We start from the raw sequence: 19095 nt of genomic DNA, 5'->3' as shown, positions 1-19095 counted from the left end.
AATGACTTAAAGCCATGAGGTTTTTTAAGAAATATTTTTAGATGATAATTAATCAACCACTTGGCGTCCAAAAAATAAGTCTCGTTTAAATCTAACTTTATTTTTGAACTCTTCTAAACCTGGATAAGGAATTAACACCCGCTCGTCATTTTTGTATTGGACTTTGTAATGTTTAAAGGTCATGTCTTCAAACATACCAGCCGTAACTATGAGCATCCCTTCTTCAAGCCGATAAGTTTTTGACACATGCTCTCTCACTCTATCAAAGAGAAAGTTTGCAGCACGAGTTAGTTCTAACGCTAAGTCTTCGACTAACCAGCAATGGTCTTCGTATGCATCAACAATTTTTCGACGCAACTGTTGATCCTCATGCCCCACTCTTCTGTAAAATTTTTCCGTAATGTAACTATCAGGCCCAAAAGGCTCAGAGTACTCATCAAAAGTATTCAGCAAGTCACCTAAAATTAACCGAAAGTTTTCAAAAGCTTTTTCAACGGCATCATAACGATTAGGCCAAATCCGATTTAACAGCCAGGTGCGTAATTCATCTAACTCGCTTCGTCTTGCTTTATACAATTGGGGTTGCCCGCTAGAAAAAAGCCAACTTGTCCACTCATTCCAATAAGAAATACCCGCAAGATTCTCAAATTTGTCTATATAACCAGAGTATAATTCATCATCAATCTGTTTTTGGGAGTCTCCAGGCTGTAACTTCTCACGCACATTTTTTTCATGTGCTTTTTTATATTCTTTCAGCTTTTCAACCGTATAGTAATTAGGCTGATCATCTATAATTTTATGATGCATGTTACACATCAACACTAAGTTATTATATTTATCTCTCTGGTCTGGTGTCAGGCTTGAGTCTCCACGTGGACCATCTTTTTGTCGAGCCACAATATGACACATTTCACCTATAAGTGACGCATCATCTGTTTCTGTTTCATCAATAACAAGCTCACACTCACATCCAGGGAAGGCGCACCTATTTGCAGCGCGTCCCCATAACATTTTTTGCGTCTTTAGACTAATTGTCACTTTATAAATCCTTCTATTTTTTTGATAAAGTAGTCAATGTAAGTTAAGACTCAAATTTACTAATATAAGCGAATGTGTCTAGATGTTTTTCAGAATGTTACCAGCACCCTGATTCTGTATTGTGTACAGTACCTAACGCCAAGCTGTCTTAGGCCATTTCTAAGGCTCCGTTGGCTCGTGAGGATTGGATCTGGAGCCTAACGTTTATATCCATCTAATTCGTTTTTTATAAAAAGTTTGGAGGAGTGCGCCCGATTCGTCGGGTGTGCTTTTTTTTGTATCTGTTGTCCTCAAGAAAAGGGCAGCGGGAGAACGCAGATTTAAGGTCTGTCAGTTCATTTTTGACGATTTATTCTTCTCACTCACCGATCCTCCGAATTTGGTTTTTTTTGAAAATCGAGTCACAAATCGAGTCACAAAATAAAATCGGGTCACAAAACGACAAAAAACGGGCCTTAAGAAATTCTTCTTAAGGCCCGTTTTAATTGACAAAATGGCGGAGAGGGTGGGATTCGAACCCACGTACGGGCTATTAACCCGTAACTCGATTTCGAGGCGAAGCTGAATCTCGCGGGCTTCCGTCCCGGCGTAAGCGGAACGTGGAGTCTCTCAAAGGTTACGCAAAGCCTTACGAAACAGGACATCGAAAGGGACAATATAGTATTAGAATTAATAAATAATGGCGAATTTGTTTTGTTTGGGATGATGATAAAAGATGTGCGACTGAAATTGAGATAGTTGATTATCATTAAATAAAATGATGTATAATATTTTATAGATAAAGAAGAATTAAAAAATGGAGTGTAATATGACGCGCATAACCACTCACCCGGGCGAAATTCTAAAAGAGGAATTCATGGTGCCTTATGAGCTTTCTGCGAGTAAGTTGTCTGGATATCTTGGAGTTCCGTTGTCTCGTATTACCGAGATTGTAAGGGAAAAGAGAGGCGTGAGCGCTGATACTGCAATTAGGCTTGCAAAGTTCTTTGGTACGACTCCTGAATTTTGGACTAACCTTCAGGCCCGTCACGATTTTTCAAAAATTCAGGCTGAAAAGAAAACCGAATTGCAGCGCATCCCTACTTGCCAAGAAGTTGGCGCTTGCATGGTGTCTTAGTAAACAAAGATATCTTACGCGCATGTTTGTAAGCCCCTAGGTGAGAGCCTAGGGGCTTTTGCGTTATGTCTACTAGGGCAGGGGGCATGCTGGTCGTGCTTCCAAATGACAAACGTGGGCAACGAAGTAAAAATGCCTCTCTTGAAATTTTTGTCCTTGCTTTGAGTTTTTAGAGAATGAGTTGGACTGTTTACTTGGAGGATTGATAGGTATATAGATAATCCGTTTGCTTGTTGTATAACCAGGCCTATAAAATATGACACATGCCAATTTGTAAGGAGGATGAGCATGAATTACCCCAAAGGATCAGTATGGAGAAAATGGGATCTTCACGTTCATTCTCCTGAATCTGTTTTAGAAAACAAATTTAGGGGGGCATCAAAAGAAGAAAAGTGGAATAACTACCTTGAGTGTTTAGAGCAGCTTAAAGATGTCGCTGTAATCGGTGTCACTGATTATTTTACCGTTGATGGCTATGTGAAAGCAAAGAAATTTAAGGATAATGGAAGACTCGGGAATATCGACATGCTGTTGCCCAATGTTGAGCTTCGTCTTGAACTCAATACAAAGGCTGGTAGAGCGATAAACCTCCATGTGCTTTTTCATCCTTCTATTATTAACTTGGTAAAAGATGTGTTTTTTCCTAATCTGAAATTTTCATACTCAGGTAATGATTATAGCTGTACGCGTACTGATCTTATACGGCTGGGTAGGGCATTCAAACGAAATGAAAGTCTAGGAGAATCCGTAGCTTTCAAAGAAGGGGTAAAGCAATTTAAAGTAAGTATTAAAAATCTCAAGGAGGTGTTTAAGGATAACGATGGGTTTTGCGGTAAATATCTAATAGCTATCGCCAACAAGGAAACGGATGGCAATTCAGGAATCCGTGATGATAGTTTGAGAGCTTTGAGGGAAGACCTTTATCGATTCGCAAATTGTATTTTTTCAGGACGTCCGAAAGATAGAGAGTATTTTTTAGGAAACGGAGTTGATTCTAAGGAAAATATAATAAAGAATTATGGCTCATTGAAGCCATGCATTCATGGTTCGGATGCTCATGATTTGGATTCTATCTGTGTTCCGAACCAAGATCGTTTTACTTGGATAAAAGCTGATCCAACATTTGAAGGGCTGAAGCAAATCCTTTTTGAACCCGAAAGTCGTGTGTGTATTCAAAAGGACTCTCCTGTACTTGAATTTCCCAAACCCCACTTTAGCTCTTTTAAAGCAAGCGGGGGGATTTTTGACGATGATAGGCCTTGTTTTCAGGATTGTTCGATTCCCCTTAATCGTAATCTAGTGGCGCTGATTGGTGGACGAGGAACAGGTAAAAGCTTGCTACTTGATGTCATGTATAGGACATTTCATGATGCTCCAACATTTCCGAATACAAAGCAAAATCGTCTTGCACGAATTGGTTCTCCTGAATTTGAAATAACGTTAACTAAAAGCGACGGTGAAGAATCTGCGTTTAAGCATAACGATGGTCACTCATCATTTGAGTATCTTCATGTGCGCCAAGGTGAAGTGAAAGAAGTTGCGGAAGATAAAGAAAAACTTGCTGAAGCTATAAAAGAGTTACTTGGCTTTATCCAGAGTAAATCCTGTAGAGCATTAAACGAAAGCATTTCGGAGCTTAATAAGGAACACAATGAGCTTCAGAAATGGATTGAAGAAACGGATAAAGTCGGGAATAAGGTTAATTCTAAAGATTTTCAAAATAGGCGAAAGAAAGATTTGAGAATGCTGATCAGCATGATCACGACTAAAGATACAAAAGATAAAATCACCTCGTTTAGTGAAAACTCAAGTCAAATAGGGAAATTGAATAAGGCTAATTCGGATGTCTTGGCCTTTAAGGATGAAATTACGAGAACAACGAAGAAGTTAAATGAGCAAATAGATTATTTAAATGGGAAGATGATTGGCATCCATGTTGAGATTGAAGGAGTTAACCTTTCTGCAACGGTGGCTCAGCTGGATGAATACAGCATGGCAATAAAAAAACGGTTAATGCAACTCGAAGAAAATAATCTTAAGATATCTAAAGATCTTTTAAAGAAAGGTATTAAAGGCGATATTTCAGGATTACTCGACAAGGTGAACGAGTATCAGCAAGGGATCGAGACGTGCAATTCTGTGCTTGAAGAGAATGGGAAAACAGAAGAAAGATTAGCTTCCATTTTTAAGCAGCGTGTTGTTTTGGCAGACAAGATTATTTGCGCCATAGAAGAGGAGTCAGCGTCGTTTGCAAATAAGTTCTCGGAAATTGCTGCGGGTAGTCCGAGTATGACTGATGAACATAAGAAAATTTTAGGGGACCTGCTTAAAAACATTGAGATTTCTGGAGAAGTACTTTTCGACAAAGATAAGTTTTTTGATGGCCTGAATGAGTATTTTAACGGGAGGAAAATTCGTAAGGACTCATTGAAAGAAGTCTTTCCGATAAGGTCTGTAAAAGATTATTATTCGCTTCTCCGTAACGAGCCGATTATCCGCTCGAACGAAGGGGGCATTGAAAAAAGCCTTACTGAATTCGCGAGGGATACTAAGTGTTTCTCCAAAAAAGAGTTATATGAATTTTTTGACTACATTTATGCGGAATCCTCCCGCCGAGAGTATCTGCAGGTAATCCCCAGCATCAAATACTTTGGGAAAGAGCCTCATCAACTTTCCGTCGGTCAACGGGGAACTTTTTACATATGTCTAAAGCTTGCGACATCTGCATTTCTTGCTCCCTTTGTTTTTGATCAACCTGAAGACGATCTCGACAACGCCTTCATTGTTAAAGAACTTGAGCCAATATTTAGAAAGATTAAAAAATATCGACAGGTTATCATAGTTACCCATAATGCTAATTTGGTAGTCAACTCGGACGCCGAGCAAGTAATTATTGCCTCGAATGAAAATGAAGAAATATCATATTGTTCTGGCTCACTTGAGTGCCCCCAAATTAGAGATAAGGTCTGTAAAATTCTTGAAGGGGGACCAGAAGCCTTTAAGAAGAGAGAAAGGCGGTACGAGCTTTCGTAGTTAGCTGGGGAATATCTGAATGGTGATGTCATTAAAAAGCTCCCGTCTTGTATGAGGCGGGAGCTTTTTGATGGCGTTGATCAATATGGAGTTCAGCTTTTGTGACTAACCCATTCGGAAATTTCACGACCAAAATAGACGAAGTCGTCAACGTGGTGCAAGGCAACTGCGTGGACTATATCCCAGTCCAAACTTGTATATTCATGGACTGCGATGTTTCTTAAGCCAACGCTTTTTGACATATTTTCAGCCATATCTTTTGAGATAATGTTTTCTTTCGCGAGAAGTAAGAAAGCCTCTGACATAGAGCTCGGAACGCGTGAGGTATCAGAGAGAATATGGGTGGCAATGTCGATGCTGATTTGTACTGCACGTTGTAAATTGAGGACGATAATATCCTGAAGGTCGAAGTTCTCACTAAGAATTTCAGGATCAGAGGGCGTTTTGTCCTTTATGCGCTGAATGCAGCGCTGGAGAGAAAGGAGTTTCAGCTCGACGACTTCCTTATCCATAAAAACCTCTTTGTAAGCTTTTTTCGATGATTCTGCGGCGCAAAGGTTCCATGTCGGCCTGATCGTAAACCATACGGTTGATTAAATCTGCATAGGCTCGCTGGGAACGATTTAGAATGAGTGTCCCCTTAGTGAGAATCTGTTTCAAAATTGTTCCGTAAGCCGTAAAAAGGTCAACGATGTCAACTTCTCGGCGAAGTGCAAGGCTGAGTTCTTCGCGGAGTGTAAGCCGCATGTTGATTGTCAGCTTTGATTTGGCAAGCACAGCTATATCCACATCACTATCTTGTCTCATTTTCCCAGTGTTTGCAGAGCCAAAAACAAAGGCTAACTGAATTTCTGGATGAGGATTCAATGTGGCTATGATTGTTTCATTGATATTGTTTGGCATCGTGAGAAGAATGATAGCAGGGGAGGAAAAGGAAGGCTAGAAACAAGGGAGAGGACTTTTTTTGAGGGACTACGTTTTGCGTAGAGATAGTGGAACGAGCGGCGGGCTAGAGCGCCCCATGTTTTCGTTTTTTGATATGTTATGAGTCTCTTAAATCTGGTGACGCAGATTATAGCTGATAATGTCAGTGGATTCTTTGATTTTGCTGGTTGTGGTGCAATTAAAAGCTCCCGCCTTATAAAGCGGGAGCTTTTAATTAAATAAACATAATACCTTGGTTTTATACGATTTTTTTGAAATGTTTTTGAATTTTGTTTAGGGGGCGAAGTGGCTTCATGGAAAGATCACTAAGCTATATCTGTTCCTTGATTTGAGCCAAGCCAACCATAAGTGCTTCCTCTATCCATTTTTTAAAGTGAAGTAATAATTGTTCACTGTCATCTTTGTGTGTGAAAATAAAGACATCGTCGGTTAATGATATTGCCTGTGTTTCTCGAGTTTCATTTCCTTCATCTTTAAGCCTTTCAAAAATAAACGCAGAAACGCACATTGTTCCTGTAAAATTGGATCCAAGGCAATGGAAAGAGAATATGATATTATGTTGTCCTCCATTCGAGATCGTTAATCTGATCCATTTTCTATATGTCCTTGTATCAGCAAAATAATCTTTTTCTTTTGCGACTTTAATAATTTGATTTCTAAACCAGTGGTCAGTATGTTCTTCGTTTTGACAAGCGAAGCTTGTGTATTTTACTAAACCGTTAAATTTATCAAATATAGAGTTGAGTTCAGAAGAAATTTTATCTGCCCTATTTAGGGCTGCGTTTATTAGTTTTTGTGCGTTTTGATCAGACTGTTCCAAAATAGAATTATATTTTTCTTCTTGTCGCTGCTTTATTTTTGAGTCGAAAGATTTAACTAGATCGTTCATTGCGTTGGCGTGTTCAACGTCATCGACGATACTCAAAGCTCTTTTAATTTCATTACGTTGGAATTTTACAATCATTCGAATTAAAGGTTTTAAGTCGCCATCGTCAGCGGATTCGAGGCCTTGAATGTAATCCAGTCTAAATTCTCTTGGGACTACTAGTGGAAAATAGTTATTTTGGATTAAAACTAAAGATGCTAGAGCGCGGGCAACACGCCCGTTTCCATCCTGAAAAGGGTGTATTTGAGTGAATCGATGGTGTAACCATGCTGCTTCAATTTCTGCGGGAACACCATTAGATAGATGCTTTTGGTGAAGCTTTACCAATTGATCCATTTCAGACTGGACATGCTCTGGAGGGCAGTAGGCAAATACTTCTCCATTGGGTCGAGTTGGGTTGTTTGGATATTTTTTCCAAGTTCCTTTGAGAAGTTCTACACTTACTTTTCTATGAAACTGATCTTTCCCTATGGAAGTCTCTTGGGTTGAGGCTAGTAATTGGTGGAGTTCTTTTATGTAAGAACATGTTAATTCCCTGCCTCTTTTTACAAAGTCAAAGAGGAAATCAATCGTGTTTCGGTGTGCTTTTAATGTGTTGATGATAAAATCAGGGGACTTATTACTGCTTCCGTGTGAAATTAAACTTTCACAAAAACCTTGGTTAATCAAAATTTCAGTAGTGCCTCGATCTAAATCATAAATATTTTCAATGATACCTGTTTCAATTGCCCATCGTCTATAGAGCTTTTCATTAAAAAGTTTATAGAGGTTACTTGATTTCATTTTTTCAAATTGTTCTCTCCAGACATAAGCTAAAGCGCTTAATGTCTCAGATTGCAATTCGTTGAAATTAGAGGGTAAATCTTTAATTCTTTGATATTCCATCATTTTCTCCTAATATTGGTAAAGGGGTTAGAGGGGGATAACTGGCATACATAGCTTTAGAAATATAATTATGCAACTGATTGAATGAGTTAATTGACATATAAATTAGAATTTAGAATGTCTAGGTGGGCAGGCGTATCCTTTTAGTTGGCTACGTATATCGCTTTTTTGGGGTGGGGATGCCTAACCAATTGAGCTTTAAGGAAAAGTCTTAAGGTTCTTTTCCCGAAAAGTTTTCTAAGTGACGAAGTTTGTGAATTTTGATTGTTATCAATACACCCCTTTTGATTAGAATTTACAATTCTCTCCCTATGAAAACACATTTGCAATAGCTCCGCGCCGAGCGTCAGGACTCAGTTTTGCGTAGCGCTCTGTCATGGCAAGCGTCTTGTGTCCCATGAGATCGCGAATTGTCAGGATAGGAGTTCCGCGCAACGCAAGCCAGGAGGCGAATGTGTGGCGCAGACTATGGAAGGTGATCCGTTCGCGTCTGTCAGTGACCCCCTCATTGAACATTTGATTCGCAACTCTTTTGAAAGTCTTCGGCACATCCGAGTGCTGCCGTCCCCATTTATTCGTAAAAACAAACTGGTTTCGTGGTCGCTCATAGCGCTGAAGCATTTCATGGACTGCATCGGACATGAAGGCGTCGCGTGAGGTAAAATTCTTGGTTGTTTCACGCTTGCCAGACGCGATGACATGGACAAGCCGTTCTTCGATATCCACGCAGCCCCAGCGAAGGGCACGGATCTCTCCGAGTCGCATACCAGTATGCAGGGAGAGCAGGGCCATATCGTGTGCCTGTGTGTTGCGAACGGCGAGTACTTGAAGAAATTTGTCAGCCTCTTCCTTGCTCAGGTAGCGGACGCGGGCTGAGTCGAATTGTGGCTTCTTTACGCGCTTTACAGGATTTGCTCCGCGCCAGAGGCCAAGGTCATTCATCTTGTTGTAGATGCGTGAAATGAGGGTGAGGGCGTGCGTCACCATTTGTGGACTTTTGCCCTCTTTGAACATGTCGGACTTGAGAGACTCCAAGTCGACAGGGGAGATTTGCGAAAGCTTGAGGTGGGCGAATTTTTCTTTGAGATGGTGGCGGTACATACTTTGATCATTGCTGAACCGCTTCGTGTTGATTTGGATCCACTTGTCGAAGTGTGCCCAAGCAGTCCCAAATGTCATTTCTGTATCTATGAGAACATCGCCGTGACGGATGGCCCGAATCCGTTCGCTGCGAACTTCACGGGCGAGTTCGGCGCTGTAACCTTCGGATTGCCAACCAACTCGTTCTGAGGTGAGTTTGCCGAATTTATTTCGGTAAATTATCTCGAAAGACTTGTCTGGATGTCCGCGATATCGTCTCTTGTCCGACTCGCGATAATAGACCCCTTCGAAGCCTTTTTTTTTGTATTTTGTGCGGCGCATTTACTCCCCTTTTTTTGTCAACGAATTGTCAACACTGGGGAGAATTTTAGTAAAAACTGAGCGTCACGGCAAATAGGTAAATATTTGGGATTATTGAATTTTGAAAGATAATTTCAAATTCAAAAAATACTAAAAAATCACTCCTAAGCGGTAGGCCACAGGTTCGATTCCTGTCGGGGTCACCATTGATTTCAAGGGTTTACACCATCTTTTGGTGTGGACCCTTTTTTGCGTGGCTACCCTATGGCTACCCAGAGAGCGTACTTTTTGCTCACGAATTGCACGTAAGTGAAATTTTCATTTGGACACTTACGTGCAAAACCATCCTTCCGCACCTCCCTTTTTGCAAATTTTGCCCCCTTTGTCACACATGTGAAAATTCAGGGGCTTACGCTATTCTTGGGAAAACGGCCGCCCGGCCACCTCCTTTCCCCCTTCCCCCATCTTGATTCCAGAGAGCAAACCTAAGTGCCCCTCACCGTTTTGAGGCGCGTTTGGGTCCTCCCTCAGAGCACATGAAATACGGGTGCGCAGAGGCGCGAAGTTCTCCCGGATGTGAACTGAGGATTGATTTGAAAATTTGAAAATCGTGCATGTTTCACGGCAGAAATTGTGGTTTTGGCGCGAGAGCGCAGAACGAAAAATGTCAACACATTGTCAACACGAGTCCGGAAAAGACCGGCTGGTCTGAGCTGCCACCAAAGCTTGGCTGAGGCTTCTTCGCATCGGTAGATCTGAGCTTTCAGCGTTGCGTGTTTGTGACCATAAGGCGAGGTCATGTTCACACTCTGTGAACAATTTGTACCAAGCGTTTTTGTCAACACGGATGTTGACAGTCTTTTAGAGCCTCAACTCTATGGCCGCTCGCCGGGTGTTCACAGAACGTGAACAAAAAGAGGGCACTGTTACATTTTGTAACAGGTCTGTCAGTTCACACCGCGTGAACAGGCTCGCCCGGGCTTTGGCTGAATTCGTTCAATGTGTTTTGAGATTGGATTCATGCGTTTTCTGATGCCGCGCAAAAACGGTGTTCACGCAATGTGAACACGCTTTGGCTGAGCCTTAGGGCTTTGTGTTCACACAATGTGAACATGGCCAAAATCATAGCCTTACATTTTGTAAGACAGTGCGCCGGATCACAGAGGAAGAAAGCAAGGAATCTTCCGTTTGCCACACATGCACGCACCAGCAGAATTCATAATGTCCACAAGCAGGAGCAATCCATGCCTAAGAATACGGCTGAAATTGGACAGGGCACGTTGGGAAAAGAGCAGGAAGTGCGTGCCGCTTCACCGTCAGAAGAATGCGCTGCGCAGGATCCACTTCCACAGCCTTCTCCGGGTGACGTTCCTTTTGGCGGTGCGCCACTGGAATTTGAGCTGAAGCGCAAAGCTGCGGAGTCTTCTGTGCCTCTTCCCGAGACGGGATGGACGCAGGCGGAAATACGAGACGCCGCAAGTTCTGAAATTGAGCTGGAGCGCAAGGAAATCTGGAAGCGGACCCTTGAGCAGTACGCAGACAGGCTGGACGGTGATCCGGATGCTCCGCCGCGTGCACAGGAACTCTTTTCTACGGTTCCGGAAACAGGGCACACGGTAGACGCTCCATATTCTAGAATCATGGCCAACCTTGCTTCCCTTGGTGATTTGGGGGACGCGCAAATGTTGCAAGAGCAGTCTGGCCATGAATTTTGCTATGACAACACGGCGCAGCGCTGGTTTCGGTTCAATGGCGTTATCTGGAAGCGGGATGGAAACAGGCAGGTGCGCCGGGAGGTGAGCCGGCTGGCGGAGTTCTATGACAAGGCCGCGTTTCAGCAGAAGCGAAAAATCAGGGAAGCAGGGCGCGGAGAGGTGACGGAAGCCAAGGGCGTGCTGCGTTCTATCCGAAGCCGGAGCAAGGCGCTGCGCGGATACTCTATTGATCGGGTGCTGGATGAGGCTGCCAGTGGTGACAACTCAATGGGCATTGCCGGCAACGAGTGGGACCAGCATCCCGAGCTTTTGGCCTGTGCCAATGGCGTCATTGATCTGGAGAGCGGCAAGCTGCACCGCGGGGATCCGAAGCTCTATCTGCGCATGGCCAGCCCGTATGAGTACCACGGTTTGCACGCGGAAGCTGAGCCGTTTGATGAAATGCTGGATATGGTCTTTTGCGGGAACGCAGAGCTGCGGGATTACTTTGAGCGGGTTGTGGGCTGCGCTGCAACGGGCCTGCGAGAAAAGAAGATTTGGTGCGCCTATGGCCCAAAGGGTGACAACGGCAAGTCCATTCTCTTTGAGACGCTGGCCGGAGTGCTGGGAGATTTTGCAGGCAACCTGAAAGTGGATCTGCTGCTGGACCAGCGCAAGCAGCAGAATGAAGAGCCGTATCTGATTGCCCTCAAGGGGCGGCGCATGGCGGTGGCATCCGAGCCACCAAAGAATTCATACTTTTCTCTTGAGCGGGTGAAGATGCTCACCGGATCCGACACGGTGACAGCCCGCGGTCTCTACATGCCGGACCCGCTGGAGTTCAAGCCGGTCTGCAAAATCTTTGTTCACACCAATTTCGTCCCAAGGCTGAAAAACGCAGACCAGGCATTTCTGAAACGTCTGGTCATTGTGCCGTTTCATGCGTCTTTTGTTGCTCCGGAGGCTGCGGATCCGAGCCGACACATGTACCCGCGAAAGCCAGAGGACAAAATCAAGGAGCTGTTCCGTCAGCATGGTCCGGGCATTTTGTCGTGGGTGGTGCGCTGTGCACGGCGTTATTTGCGGAATCGTGATTTGTCGGAACCGGAGTGCGTGCGCAAGGCAGGAAGTTCATACGAGCAGGAATATGACACGCTGGGAGACTTCATTCGGAGCTGCTGCGAGCTGGCGGATTCTGGAATCAAGACGCGCGCCAAGGTGCTCTATGACGTGTTTGCGCTGTGGCTGGAGCTGGAAAAGGGCGTTCCACCAGAGCGCATTATCAAGTCACGTTCGTTCAACGCGGACATGCGGCAGCGCTTTGATGATCATGATTCGAATGTTTTGTACTTCAAGGGGATTTGCCTCAAGCCGGAGTACAAGGGCAGCGCTGCGGAGTTGCGCGCGCAGTGGGAGAAGAAAGCAGACGCCTAGGCTTGCCTAGGGTTCGTTTCGGGTGCTTTTAGGTTTTGGGGAAGGGAAAATATCCTTGGGTTTCAGACTCTTCGTATTCTTTTTAGGTCTTTTTAGCTTTTATTTCTTAAAAGTAGAGAGAGAAAATAAAAAAGAAAAGAAGAGAAAAAAGAAAAGTAAAATATATAGAAAAGGATACGCACCGAACTCTAAACTCTCCTAAATGCACTTTAGCCATTTATTTTTGTTGGGCTTTTTGTTTTTGGGTTGGCCTGTTTGACTCGAAAAAACCCTAAATGCAAAGCCTAAATCGTTTTTAGGAGGCAGATATGGGACTGGCTTTGGACGTGATGAGTGCGGCAGAGCGGGAGCAGATTGCCCGGGAGCTGCTGACGGAGTGCAAGCCTGCACGCAAGGCGGGAAAGCTTTCTGCGAATTGCCCCTTTCATAGCGAAGGAACACCGGGCAATGCGTTTTTTTATAATCCGGAAGAGGACTACGGCTACTGCTTTAGCTGCGGGCAGGGCGGCGACCTTGTGAGCATTTTTAATGCCGTGACAGGGCGGGTGCCGGATGATCCAGAAGGCTTCAAAGAGTTTGTTGCCCGCTACTGCAAGGAAGGCGCGGAAAAGCTGCGCGGGCAGATTTCGCGGCGGGAGGCACAGGGCTGGACGCCAAAGAAGGCGGAGCTGCCGCCAGCGAGCTGGGGGGACAAGGCTCTGGAGTTTGTGGTGCAGGCAAACGCCGAACTGATGAACGATGAAGAGCGCCTTGCCCAGCTTCTGCGCTGGGGGATAACCGAAGGCGCCGTGCGGGAGCTGGGCATTGGCTGGAATGACGAAACAACGTTTCGGAAGTTTACGCACTGGGGCCTGCCCTACGAAGAAAATGACAAGGGCAATGAGCGCTGCATAATGCTGCCGCGCGGTTTTGTGTTTCCGGGCTTTCGCCGCGGCGTGCCCGTTCGGATACACATCCGCTGCGAGGATCCGGACATGCCGGATCTGCCGCGCTACTTCCAGATCATGGGCAGCTCGAATGTTTTGTATCTCTTTGGCGAGCGCAAAGCATCGGTCTGGGTTGTGGTGGAGACTGTTCGGGACGCCATGCTGCTGTGGCAGGAGCTTTCACCCCTTGGCGTTGGAAGCATGGCCGTGGGCGGGGTAAGTGTTCGGCCGGATACAGACGCGGAGCGGATTTTGCGCAGCGCGGAGTTCATCATGGTGGCCCTTGATAACGATGACGCCGGAGCGCGGAACTCCTGGCATTTTGAGCCGTGGAATGAGCGTAGCCGCTTTTCGTGGTGCCAACGCTATGCGCAGGCGTCGCGCTGGCTGGTTCCCGCGGGCATTGGCAAAGACGCCGGAGACCTGCCGGGGGCTGGTGTTTCTGTGCTGGACTGGTTCATGGCTGGTGTGCCGGCGCACATCCGCCGCAGGCTTTTGCGCAGGCAGGAAGAAATCCGGGGAGGGCAGAACCGTGGCTGAAGCACGAATTTTGAGAAACGTTCATCAGGTGTACAAGTACCTGCGCGAGGAAGCAGGCTTTCAGGTGAGCTATGGCAAGGTGCGGGATGCCATTTCGCGGCGAGAGCTGCCGCAGCGCCGTGGCGGTGGCTGGGTAGAGCAGACCGTGGTGCAGTGGGCACGCGCTGCACTGGCTCCGACCGTGGATGAGTCTGCGCGTCTTGATGCGCCGCAGGGCGGAAGCTCTTTGCTGGGCGAGCAGAAGATTGCCCGGCAGGTGAGTCTGATGCAGCTCAAGGAAAGCCGGGAGCGGTTTTCTTTGGCCAAGGACCGTGGGCGCTACATTGAGACGCCCGTGGTGGAACGCGAGCTTGCAGAGCGCTGGACCGCAGTGAAGCTTTTGCTGCGAAGCTGGATACAGGAAAGCGGGCCGGACGTGGCGGCGCTCTTTGGCGGAGACGCAGAGCGTGCGCAGGAGCTTGTGGCACTGGTGGAAGGGAACGCGGACAAGGCGGATGAACTTTCGCGCAGGCAGTTTGCCGTGCTGCCGGAGCTGGTGGCCAGCTTTGAGCGGCGGCTTGCCGAAGTGCTGAACAACCTGAGTTCCGGGAACTGGTTTACGGAAGAGATGGCCAGTGCATGGGCGCAGTATCAGCAGAGTGTGGAAGATGAAGAGCTGGAGACGGCGCGGGAGCTGATTACGCTGGTTGGCGGGAATCAGGATGCTGCACCAAAGCTTTTGGGGCGTTTTTGGATTGCCCCGCGGGAGGTGCGGCAATGACGGCACCTTTTGAACTCTATCCCGGTGAGGTGCAGGTGCTGGCGTCCCGGCCGTGGATGTCCACGGAAGAGTGGGCGGAAAAGCATTTTCGCCTTGTGACTGGGCGTTACTCCGGGCAGTTTTTCCGGCATTCGCTTATGCCGTACGCCCGGGGCATTATGCGCGCGTGGGATGATCCGACCGTGCGGCGGATATTCTTGTGCGGCACCTCGCAGACCGGCAAAACCACAATTGCCTATGCCTGCCTTGCGGCGGAACAGTGGCGTGACCCTGCTCCGGCAGCCATTGCCATGCCGGACGAAAAGGCACTGCGCCGCGTTATGGAAGAAAAGATGGCCATGCACTTTCGGCGGTCTCCGGAGCTGCGCGCGATGTTGTCCGACTCTGCGCTTGCTGTGCAGCGTGACCGGCTTTTGCTCAAGGGGGCAACCCTGTGGGGCATCCATATGGGTTCGGAAATGTCCATGTCTTCGGTGACGCTGAAGCTTTTGCTCATTGACGAAGAAGACGCGTGTCAGGTGCCCGGGGCAGCGCAGGTGGTTGAGGAACGCGTGACGTCCTATGCGGACAGCTCAAAGGTGATTCGCCTGTCCAAGCCGCGCGGCGCAGAAGGTGAATCTTCCATCTGGACGGCCATGAAAGCAGAGTGCCCGGTGATTTATCAGTGGCGCGCTGTGTGTCCGGCCTGTCAGACGCCGCAGATCATGAAGCTTGAGAACATTCGCGTGCCCAAGGACGTGCGGGATCCGAAAGAGATTTTGCACCGCAAGCTTGCCTGGTATCAGTGCGAGAAGTGCGGCTTTCGCTGGGATGACTATCGCAGGGATCTTGCTGTGGCCGCCGGACACTGGTGGACGCAGCGCAAAGTGGTGCGGCCGCTGTCTGTGGGGTTCCATATGCCAAGCTGGATAAGCCGGAACGTGTCGCTTTCGCGGGTGATGCACGACTGGTTTGCTGCTGTGCAGGATGGGACGCCGCGCAAGATGGAGCAGTTTGACAATGCGCACTGCGCGCGGCCGTACAAGGTGCAGGCCGTGGAGACGCGCGAAGATACGATTCGGGAGATGATACGCCCGGAGCTGCCGCCGCTGACTGTGCCGCAGGAGGCCGTGGTCCTGACTGCGGGCATAGATTCGCAGATGACGGGATTTTGGTTTGTGGTGCGGGCCTTTGCCAGAACAGGGGAGAGCTGGCTGGTGCAGTATGGCTGGCTGACGTCGTGGAACGACGTGGAAGAGCTGCTGTTTAATACGCGCTTTCCTGTACAGGGGCGCGATGATGTGCAGATGGCTATCTGGCGCGCGGGCATAGACATGGGCGGCACAAAGAACCTTGCGGATGCGCAGGGCTGGTCCAAGACCGAAGAGGTCAAGATGTGGCTTATTGACCAGCAGGAGCAGGGACGCGGGGACATTGTGCACGGCATCAAGGGGGCGTCCAGAGCCATGCAGCAGATTGTGCGGCCGTCCACGCTGCCACGAGATCCCAAGTTGCCGTCCCGGTATCAGGAGCCTTTGACCTTTTATTTGCTGGACACGGAAGCCCTGAAAGACGCCATTCATTTTGTTCGCTTGCGTCCGGATTCTCGTATGCCCATGTGGCTGCACTCGGAAACGGATGACAGCTACCTGCGGCAGATGATGGCGGAGAAGCGGGTGGAGAATCGCAAGACCGGAAAGGTGGTCTGGGACGCAGGAAGCAGGGCGAACCACCTCTTTGACTGCGAAGTCTACGCCGCTGCATGCGCGCATCCGGACTGGACGCCAAGCATGCGTACGCTGGGGGATCCGAACTACATCTTTACTCGTAAACCAGAGCAGCAGCCAAAGGCGCAGCGGCCTCTGCGGATACGCCAACCCGGGAGGATAAATCCGTGGGCGAACCGATAAACAGCATTCCAGTTGAAGTGTTGAGAACCTTGGTGACAGAGATTCAGACCAGCACGGCAGTGGACTGGGATCCGCGCTGCGGCGGATGCTGCCCGCTCTGCGGAGCACAGCGCTGCCGGGTGATGTCAACCCGGCCGTGGAACGGAAGCGTTCGGGTGCGTAGGCACCGCTGCCCACGCTGCGGGCACAGGTTCAAAAGTGTTGAGGTGATGTGAGGCTGGAGAAAAGTGAAAAATGAGAAAGAGCCGGGTGACCGGCTCTTTTTTTGTGAACAAATATAGAGTATTGAGTTTTCAAAAGGAGATATTATGCAGACTTTTACAGCTTTTCCGGTGAATGGTGATTCTTTTTTGTTGCAACGTGATTGTGTCAATATTTTGGTAGATGGAGGAGGATGTAAGACGGGCATTATACCGCGTAAGGGGAATGGTGTGCCAAGGAAATTTGATGTTGTCGTTTGTACGCATGCAGATAGTGATCATATTACGGGGCTTGTTGGGCTGTTTGAACAGGCGGCGAAAAATGAAATAAAAGAACTATGGGTTCCTAGCTATTTTATTAGAGCAAAAGATATTCCTTCGGATGGAAGAGAAAGGAAGAAATTTTATGATAAAGAGATGAGTGTTTTAAAAGAGCTTATGAAGAATGATGGTGAATATCCTTTCGATACAGTAGAAAAACTTGTTGCCTGTTGTAGTGATGAATTTGATGTCAGCCATGATGAAATGAAAAGAACTTTGATTTCAAATTTAAAGCAAAAAAAAAGGTCAGAAAATATTTATGAATATGTCAAAACCCATGTTGAAAAAATAATACTACTAATTAAACTGGCGGGTGAGAAGAATATAAAAATAAGGTATTTTTCTTGGGGTAAGAAGGGGGAAGAAACGTATAAATATTTTTATTCAGTAAATGCAAGAGAAGAGAGAATAAAGAAGGTATCAGGCAGTAAAAAAGAAAATTTGGGAAAGCTTTGTTATTGTACGGCACTATCTGCAATAAACAAGATGTCTCTTGCTTTTTTGGCTCCAGAGACAGATAAAAATAACGCTGTTCTTTTTTGTGGAGATTCAGAGTTGGAGAATGCTTCTCTTGGAGTGAGTCCTAAGAATATTCCTATTGTAACAGCGCCGCATCATGGTTCTGAAAGCAATAAGGCTGCGTACTCTGTAATTGAAAATTTCTATTCTCATCCGATTTTTGTGGTTAGTCTTTATTCACGCGTTGATAAAAAATTGTGTAATAAGTTCTTTAAAGAAAAATGGTATGCTACCGATAAAAATTTAGGGCTTGTAGCTCTAGAAAAGGAAAATAGAGATTGGTATGGTCCAGATGAGGAATGTCTTTCGAAGGGGGAAAGATCAGATGACCATCGTTTCCTTGTAGAAAGATTGCTTATAGAAAGTCTTTAGATAGTTATACATTAGAGCCGGGTGACCGGCTCTTTTTTTTTACTCCACGGAATACGGTGATTTGAAGTACACGTATTTCTTATATTCTTTGCTAACGCCACGTGCGAGCATGGCGTCCATATCTTTGCTTGGTATGGCTCGGTTAGGAACCTCAATTTTCCACATGGGGCAGGGATCGCCGAGGTATTTGGTGGCGTACACATAGGTGCCAAGTCCGAGCAGGTCTTTTTCCATGAAAACGTCCGATGATGCGACAAAAATTTTGATAACGTCGCCACGTGTTTCTTTGCGCACGGCCTGAGCTGCGTGGACAATGCTTTGCCCCACCTGCGCGGGGGTGATGATCTTTTCGTTTGTCAGATCGGGGCGCAGGAGAATGGTCGCTTCAACAATAGTTGCGCTTGGCGTGCCGCCAGCTTCTGCTTTGAGGAAGTCGTATTTGAGGGCTTGTCCGGTTTCTGGGCTGTCGTAGCGAATGGTGAGAGCATCGGGTGCAGGGTCTTTGACACAGAATTTTTCTGTAAAACCATTGAGTCGCATTGCTCGTAGCTCTGTGACTGGTATGGCTTTTTCTGGAACGGCACTTTGCCAGACAGGGCATTTCGCGCCGCGAAGTTTTCCGCTGGGGGTGTAAGCACAAGTGCCAAGGCTTCCTGTGCCGATAAGCCCTTTGCAGGGGGTAAGAAAGATTTTCACGCGGTCCACAGAGATTTCATGCTCTTTGTTGAGTGCGGCCTTGCGGATGGTGTGCAGTATTTGTGTCGGGGTAATTCCTCCGCTTTTGGGAAGCTTTGTGAGCTGAATGTGGAAATTAGCAATGCGAGCGCTGCCCTGTGGATAGAGTCCTAAACTGGAACTAAGGGTGTCATACTCCAGAGCTTGGGAAGTGTCTGGCGCTACGGCTTTTTCTTGTGCCGGAGGGGAATTGGGTGCTTCTTCATCTATGGTCACGGTGGTGTGTACTGTGACGGATGGAGTGTTGGCCTGTGTCTTTTCTTCTGGCTCAGCACTGCACGCCACAAGAAAAGCCAGGAGGCCACAGAGAAAAACAAAGCTGTGATTCCGCATGATCTTCTCCTTGTTTGAAATCATGAAAAGCTATAAGTGTTTTCTGGTTATGGTTCAAGGTTGAAGG

Annotated in this window: 14 protein-coding genes; 8 read left to right on the top strand and 6 right to left on the bottom strand. The window is 46.9% G+C overall.

The genetic code is table 11. From position 1 onward, the window contains the following. Positions 1-48 precede the first annotated feature (48 nt). Entirely contained in the window at positions 49-1038 is a 990-nt protein-coding gene (locus tag B5D23_RS13725; RefSeq protein WP_078686023.1) for a hypothetical protein, read from the bottom strand. A gap of 808 nt (positions 1039-1846) precedes the next feature. Between B5D23_RS13725 and B5D23_RS13720 the strand changes: the two genes are divergently transcribed. Then, positions 1847-2155 carry a HigA family addiction module antitoxin gene (locus B5D23_RS13720; protein ID WP_078686022.1) on the top strand — a complete coding sequence of 103 codons (309 nt, stop codon included), beginning with the start codon at positions 1847-1849 and terminating at the stop codon, positions 2153-2155. 288 nt (positions 2156-2443) lie between these two features. Further along, positions 2444-5188 carry a TrlF family AAA-like ATPase gene (locus B5D23_RS13715; protein ID WP_078686021.1) on the top strand — a complete coding sequence of 915 codons (2745 nt, stop codon included), beginning with the start codon at positions 2444-2446 and terminating at the stop codon, positions 5186-5188. A gap of 92 nt (positions 5189-5280) precedes the next feature. Here the strand turns inward: B5D23_RS13715 and hepT are convergent, their stop codons facing one another. From hepT to B5D23_RS13695, 4 genes are all read right to left on the bottom strand, one after another. After that, entirely contained in the window at positions 5281-5700 is a 420-nt protein-coding gene (gene hepT, locus B5D23_RS13710) for a type VII toxin-antitoxin system HepT family RNase toxin (protein ID WP_078686020.1), read from the bottom strand. Further along, positions 5693-6091, bottom strand: coding sequence for a type VII toxin-antitoxin system MntA family adenylyltransferase antitoxin (mntA, locus tag B5D23_RS13705; RefSeq protein WP_078686019.1), 399 nt, complete (start codon positions 6089-6091; stop codon positions 5693-5695). Before mntA ends, hepT begins: the two co-directional genes overlap by 8 nt. A 352-nt stretch (positions 6092-6443) precedes the next feature. Next, positions 6444-7907: a Fic family protein gene (locus B5D23_RS13700; protein WP_078686018.1), complete on the bottom strand. Its 1464-nt coding sequence runs from the start codon at positions 7905-7907 to the stop codon at positions 6444-6446. Between the two features lie 306 nt (positions 7908-8213). Beyond that, positions 8214-9326, bottom strand: coding sequence for a tyrosine-type recombinase/integrase (locus B5D23_RS13695; RefSeq protein ID WP_078686017.1), 1113 nt, complete (start codon positions 9324-9326; stop codon positions 8214-8216). Between the two features lie 1223 nt (positions 9327-10549). Between B5D23_RS13695 and B5D23_RS13685 the strand changes: the two genes are divergently transcribed. The 6 genes from B5D23_RS13685 to B5D23_RS13665 all read left to right on the top strand — a co-directional run bounded on the left by B5D23_RS13685 (position 10550) and on the right by B5D23_RS13665 (position 17960). Continuing rightward, entirely contained in the window at positions 10550-12433 is a 1884-nt protein-coding gene (locus tag B5D23_RS13685) for a DNA primase family protein (RefSeq protein WP_159446013.1), read from the top strand. A gap of 308 nt (positions 12434-12741) precedes the next feature. Further along, on the top strand, positions 12742-13899 hold the full coding sequence (locus B5D23_RS13680; protein ID WP_078686014.1) for a CHC2 zinc finger domain-containing protein: 1158 nt from the start codon (positions 12742-12744) through the stop codon (positions 13897-13899). Beyond that, positions 13892-14659, top strand: a complete 768-nt coding sequence (locus B5D23_RS13675; protein WP_078686013.1) for a hypothetical protein — start codon at positions 13892-13894, stop codon at positions 14657-14659. Before B5D23_RS13680 ends, B5D23_RS13675 begins: the two co-directional genes overlap by 8 nt. Then, on the top strand, positions 14656-16548 hold the full coding sequence (locus B5D23_RS13670) for a terminase gpA endonuclease subunit (RefSeq protein WP_078686012.1): 1893 nt from the start codon (positions 14656-14658) through the stop codon (positions 16546-16548). The genes B5D23_RS13675 and B5D23_RS13670 overlap by 4 nt, the downstream gene beginning before the upstream one ends. After that, entirely contained in the window at positions 16533-16763 is a 231-nt protein-coding gene (locus B5D23_RS14955) for an NrdR family transcriptional regulator (protein WP_144012631.1), read from the top strand. The genes B5D23_RS13670 and B5D23_RS14955 overlap by 16 nt, the downstream gene beginning before the upstream one ends. Before the next feature lie 93 nt (positions 16764-16856). Next, the gene (locus B5D23_RS13665) at positions 16857-17960 is read left to right on the top strand and encodes an MBL fold metallo-hydrolase (protein WP_078686011.1); all 1104 of its coding nucleotides are present in this window, start codon (positions 16857-16859) and stop codon (positions 17958-17960) included. A 39-nt stretch (positions 17961-17999) separates the two neighbouring features. On the opposite strand, the gene B5D23_RS13660 is transcribed toward B5D23_RS13665, so the two are convergent. Next, positions 18000-19028 carry a hypothetical protein gene (locus B5D23_RS13660; protein WP_078686010.1) on the bottom strand — a complete coding sequence of 343 codons (1029 nt, stop codon included), beginning with the start codon at positions 19026-19028 and terminating at the stop codon, positions 18000-18002. Between the last annotated feature and the right edge of the window lie 67 nt (positions 19029-19095).

This window comes from Desulfobaculum bizertense DSM 18034 (assembly GCF_900167065.1).
In the GTDB taxonomy this organism is placed as follows: domain Bacteria; phylum Desulfobacterota; class Desulfovibrionia; order Desulfovibrionales; family Desulfovibrionaceae; genus Desulfobaculum; species Desulfobaculum bizertense.
This window is presented reverse-complemented; position numbering and strand designations above follow the sequence as displayed.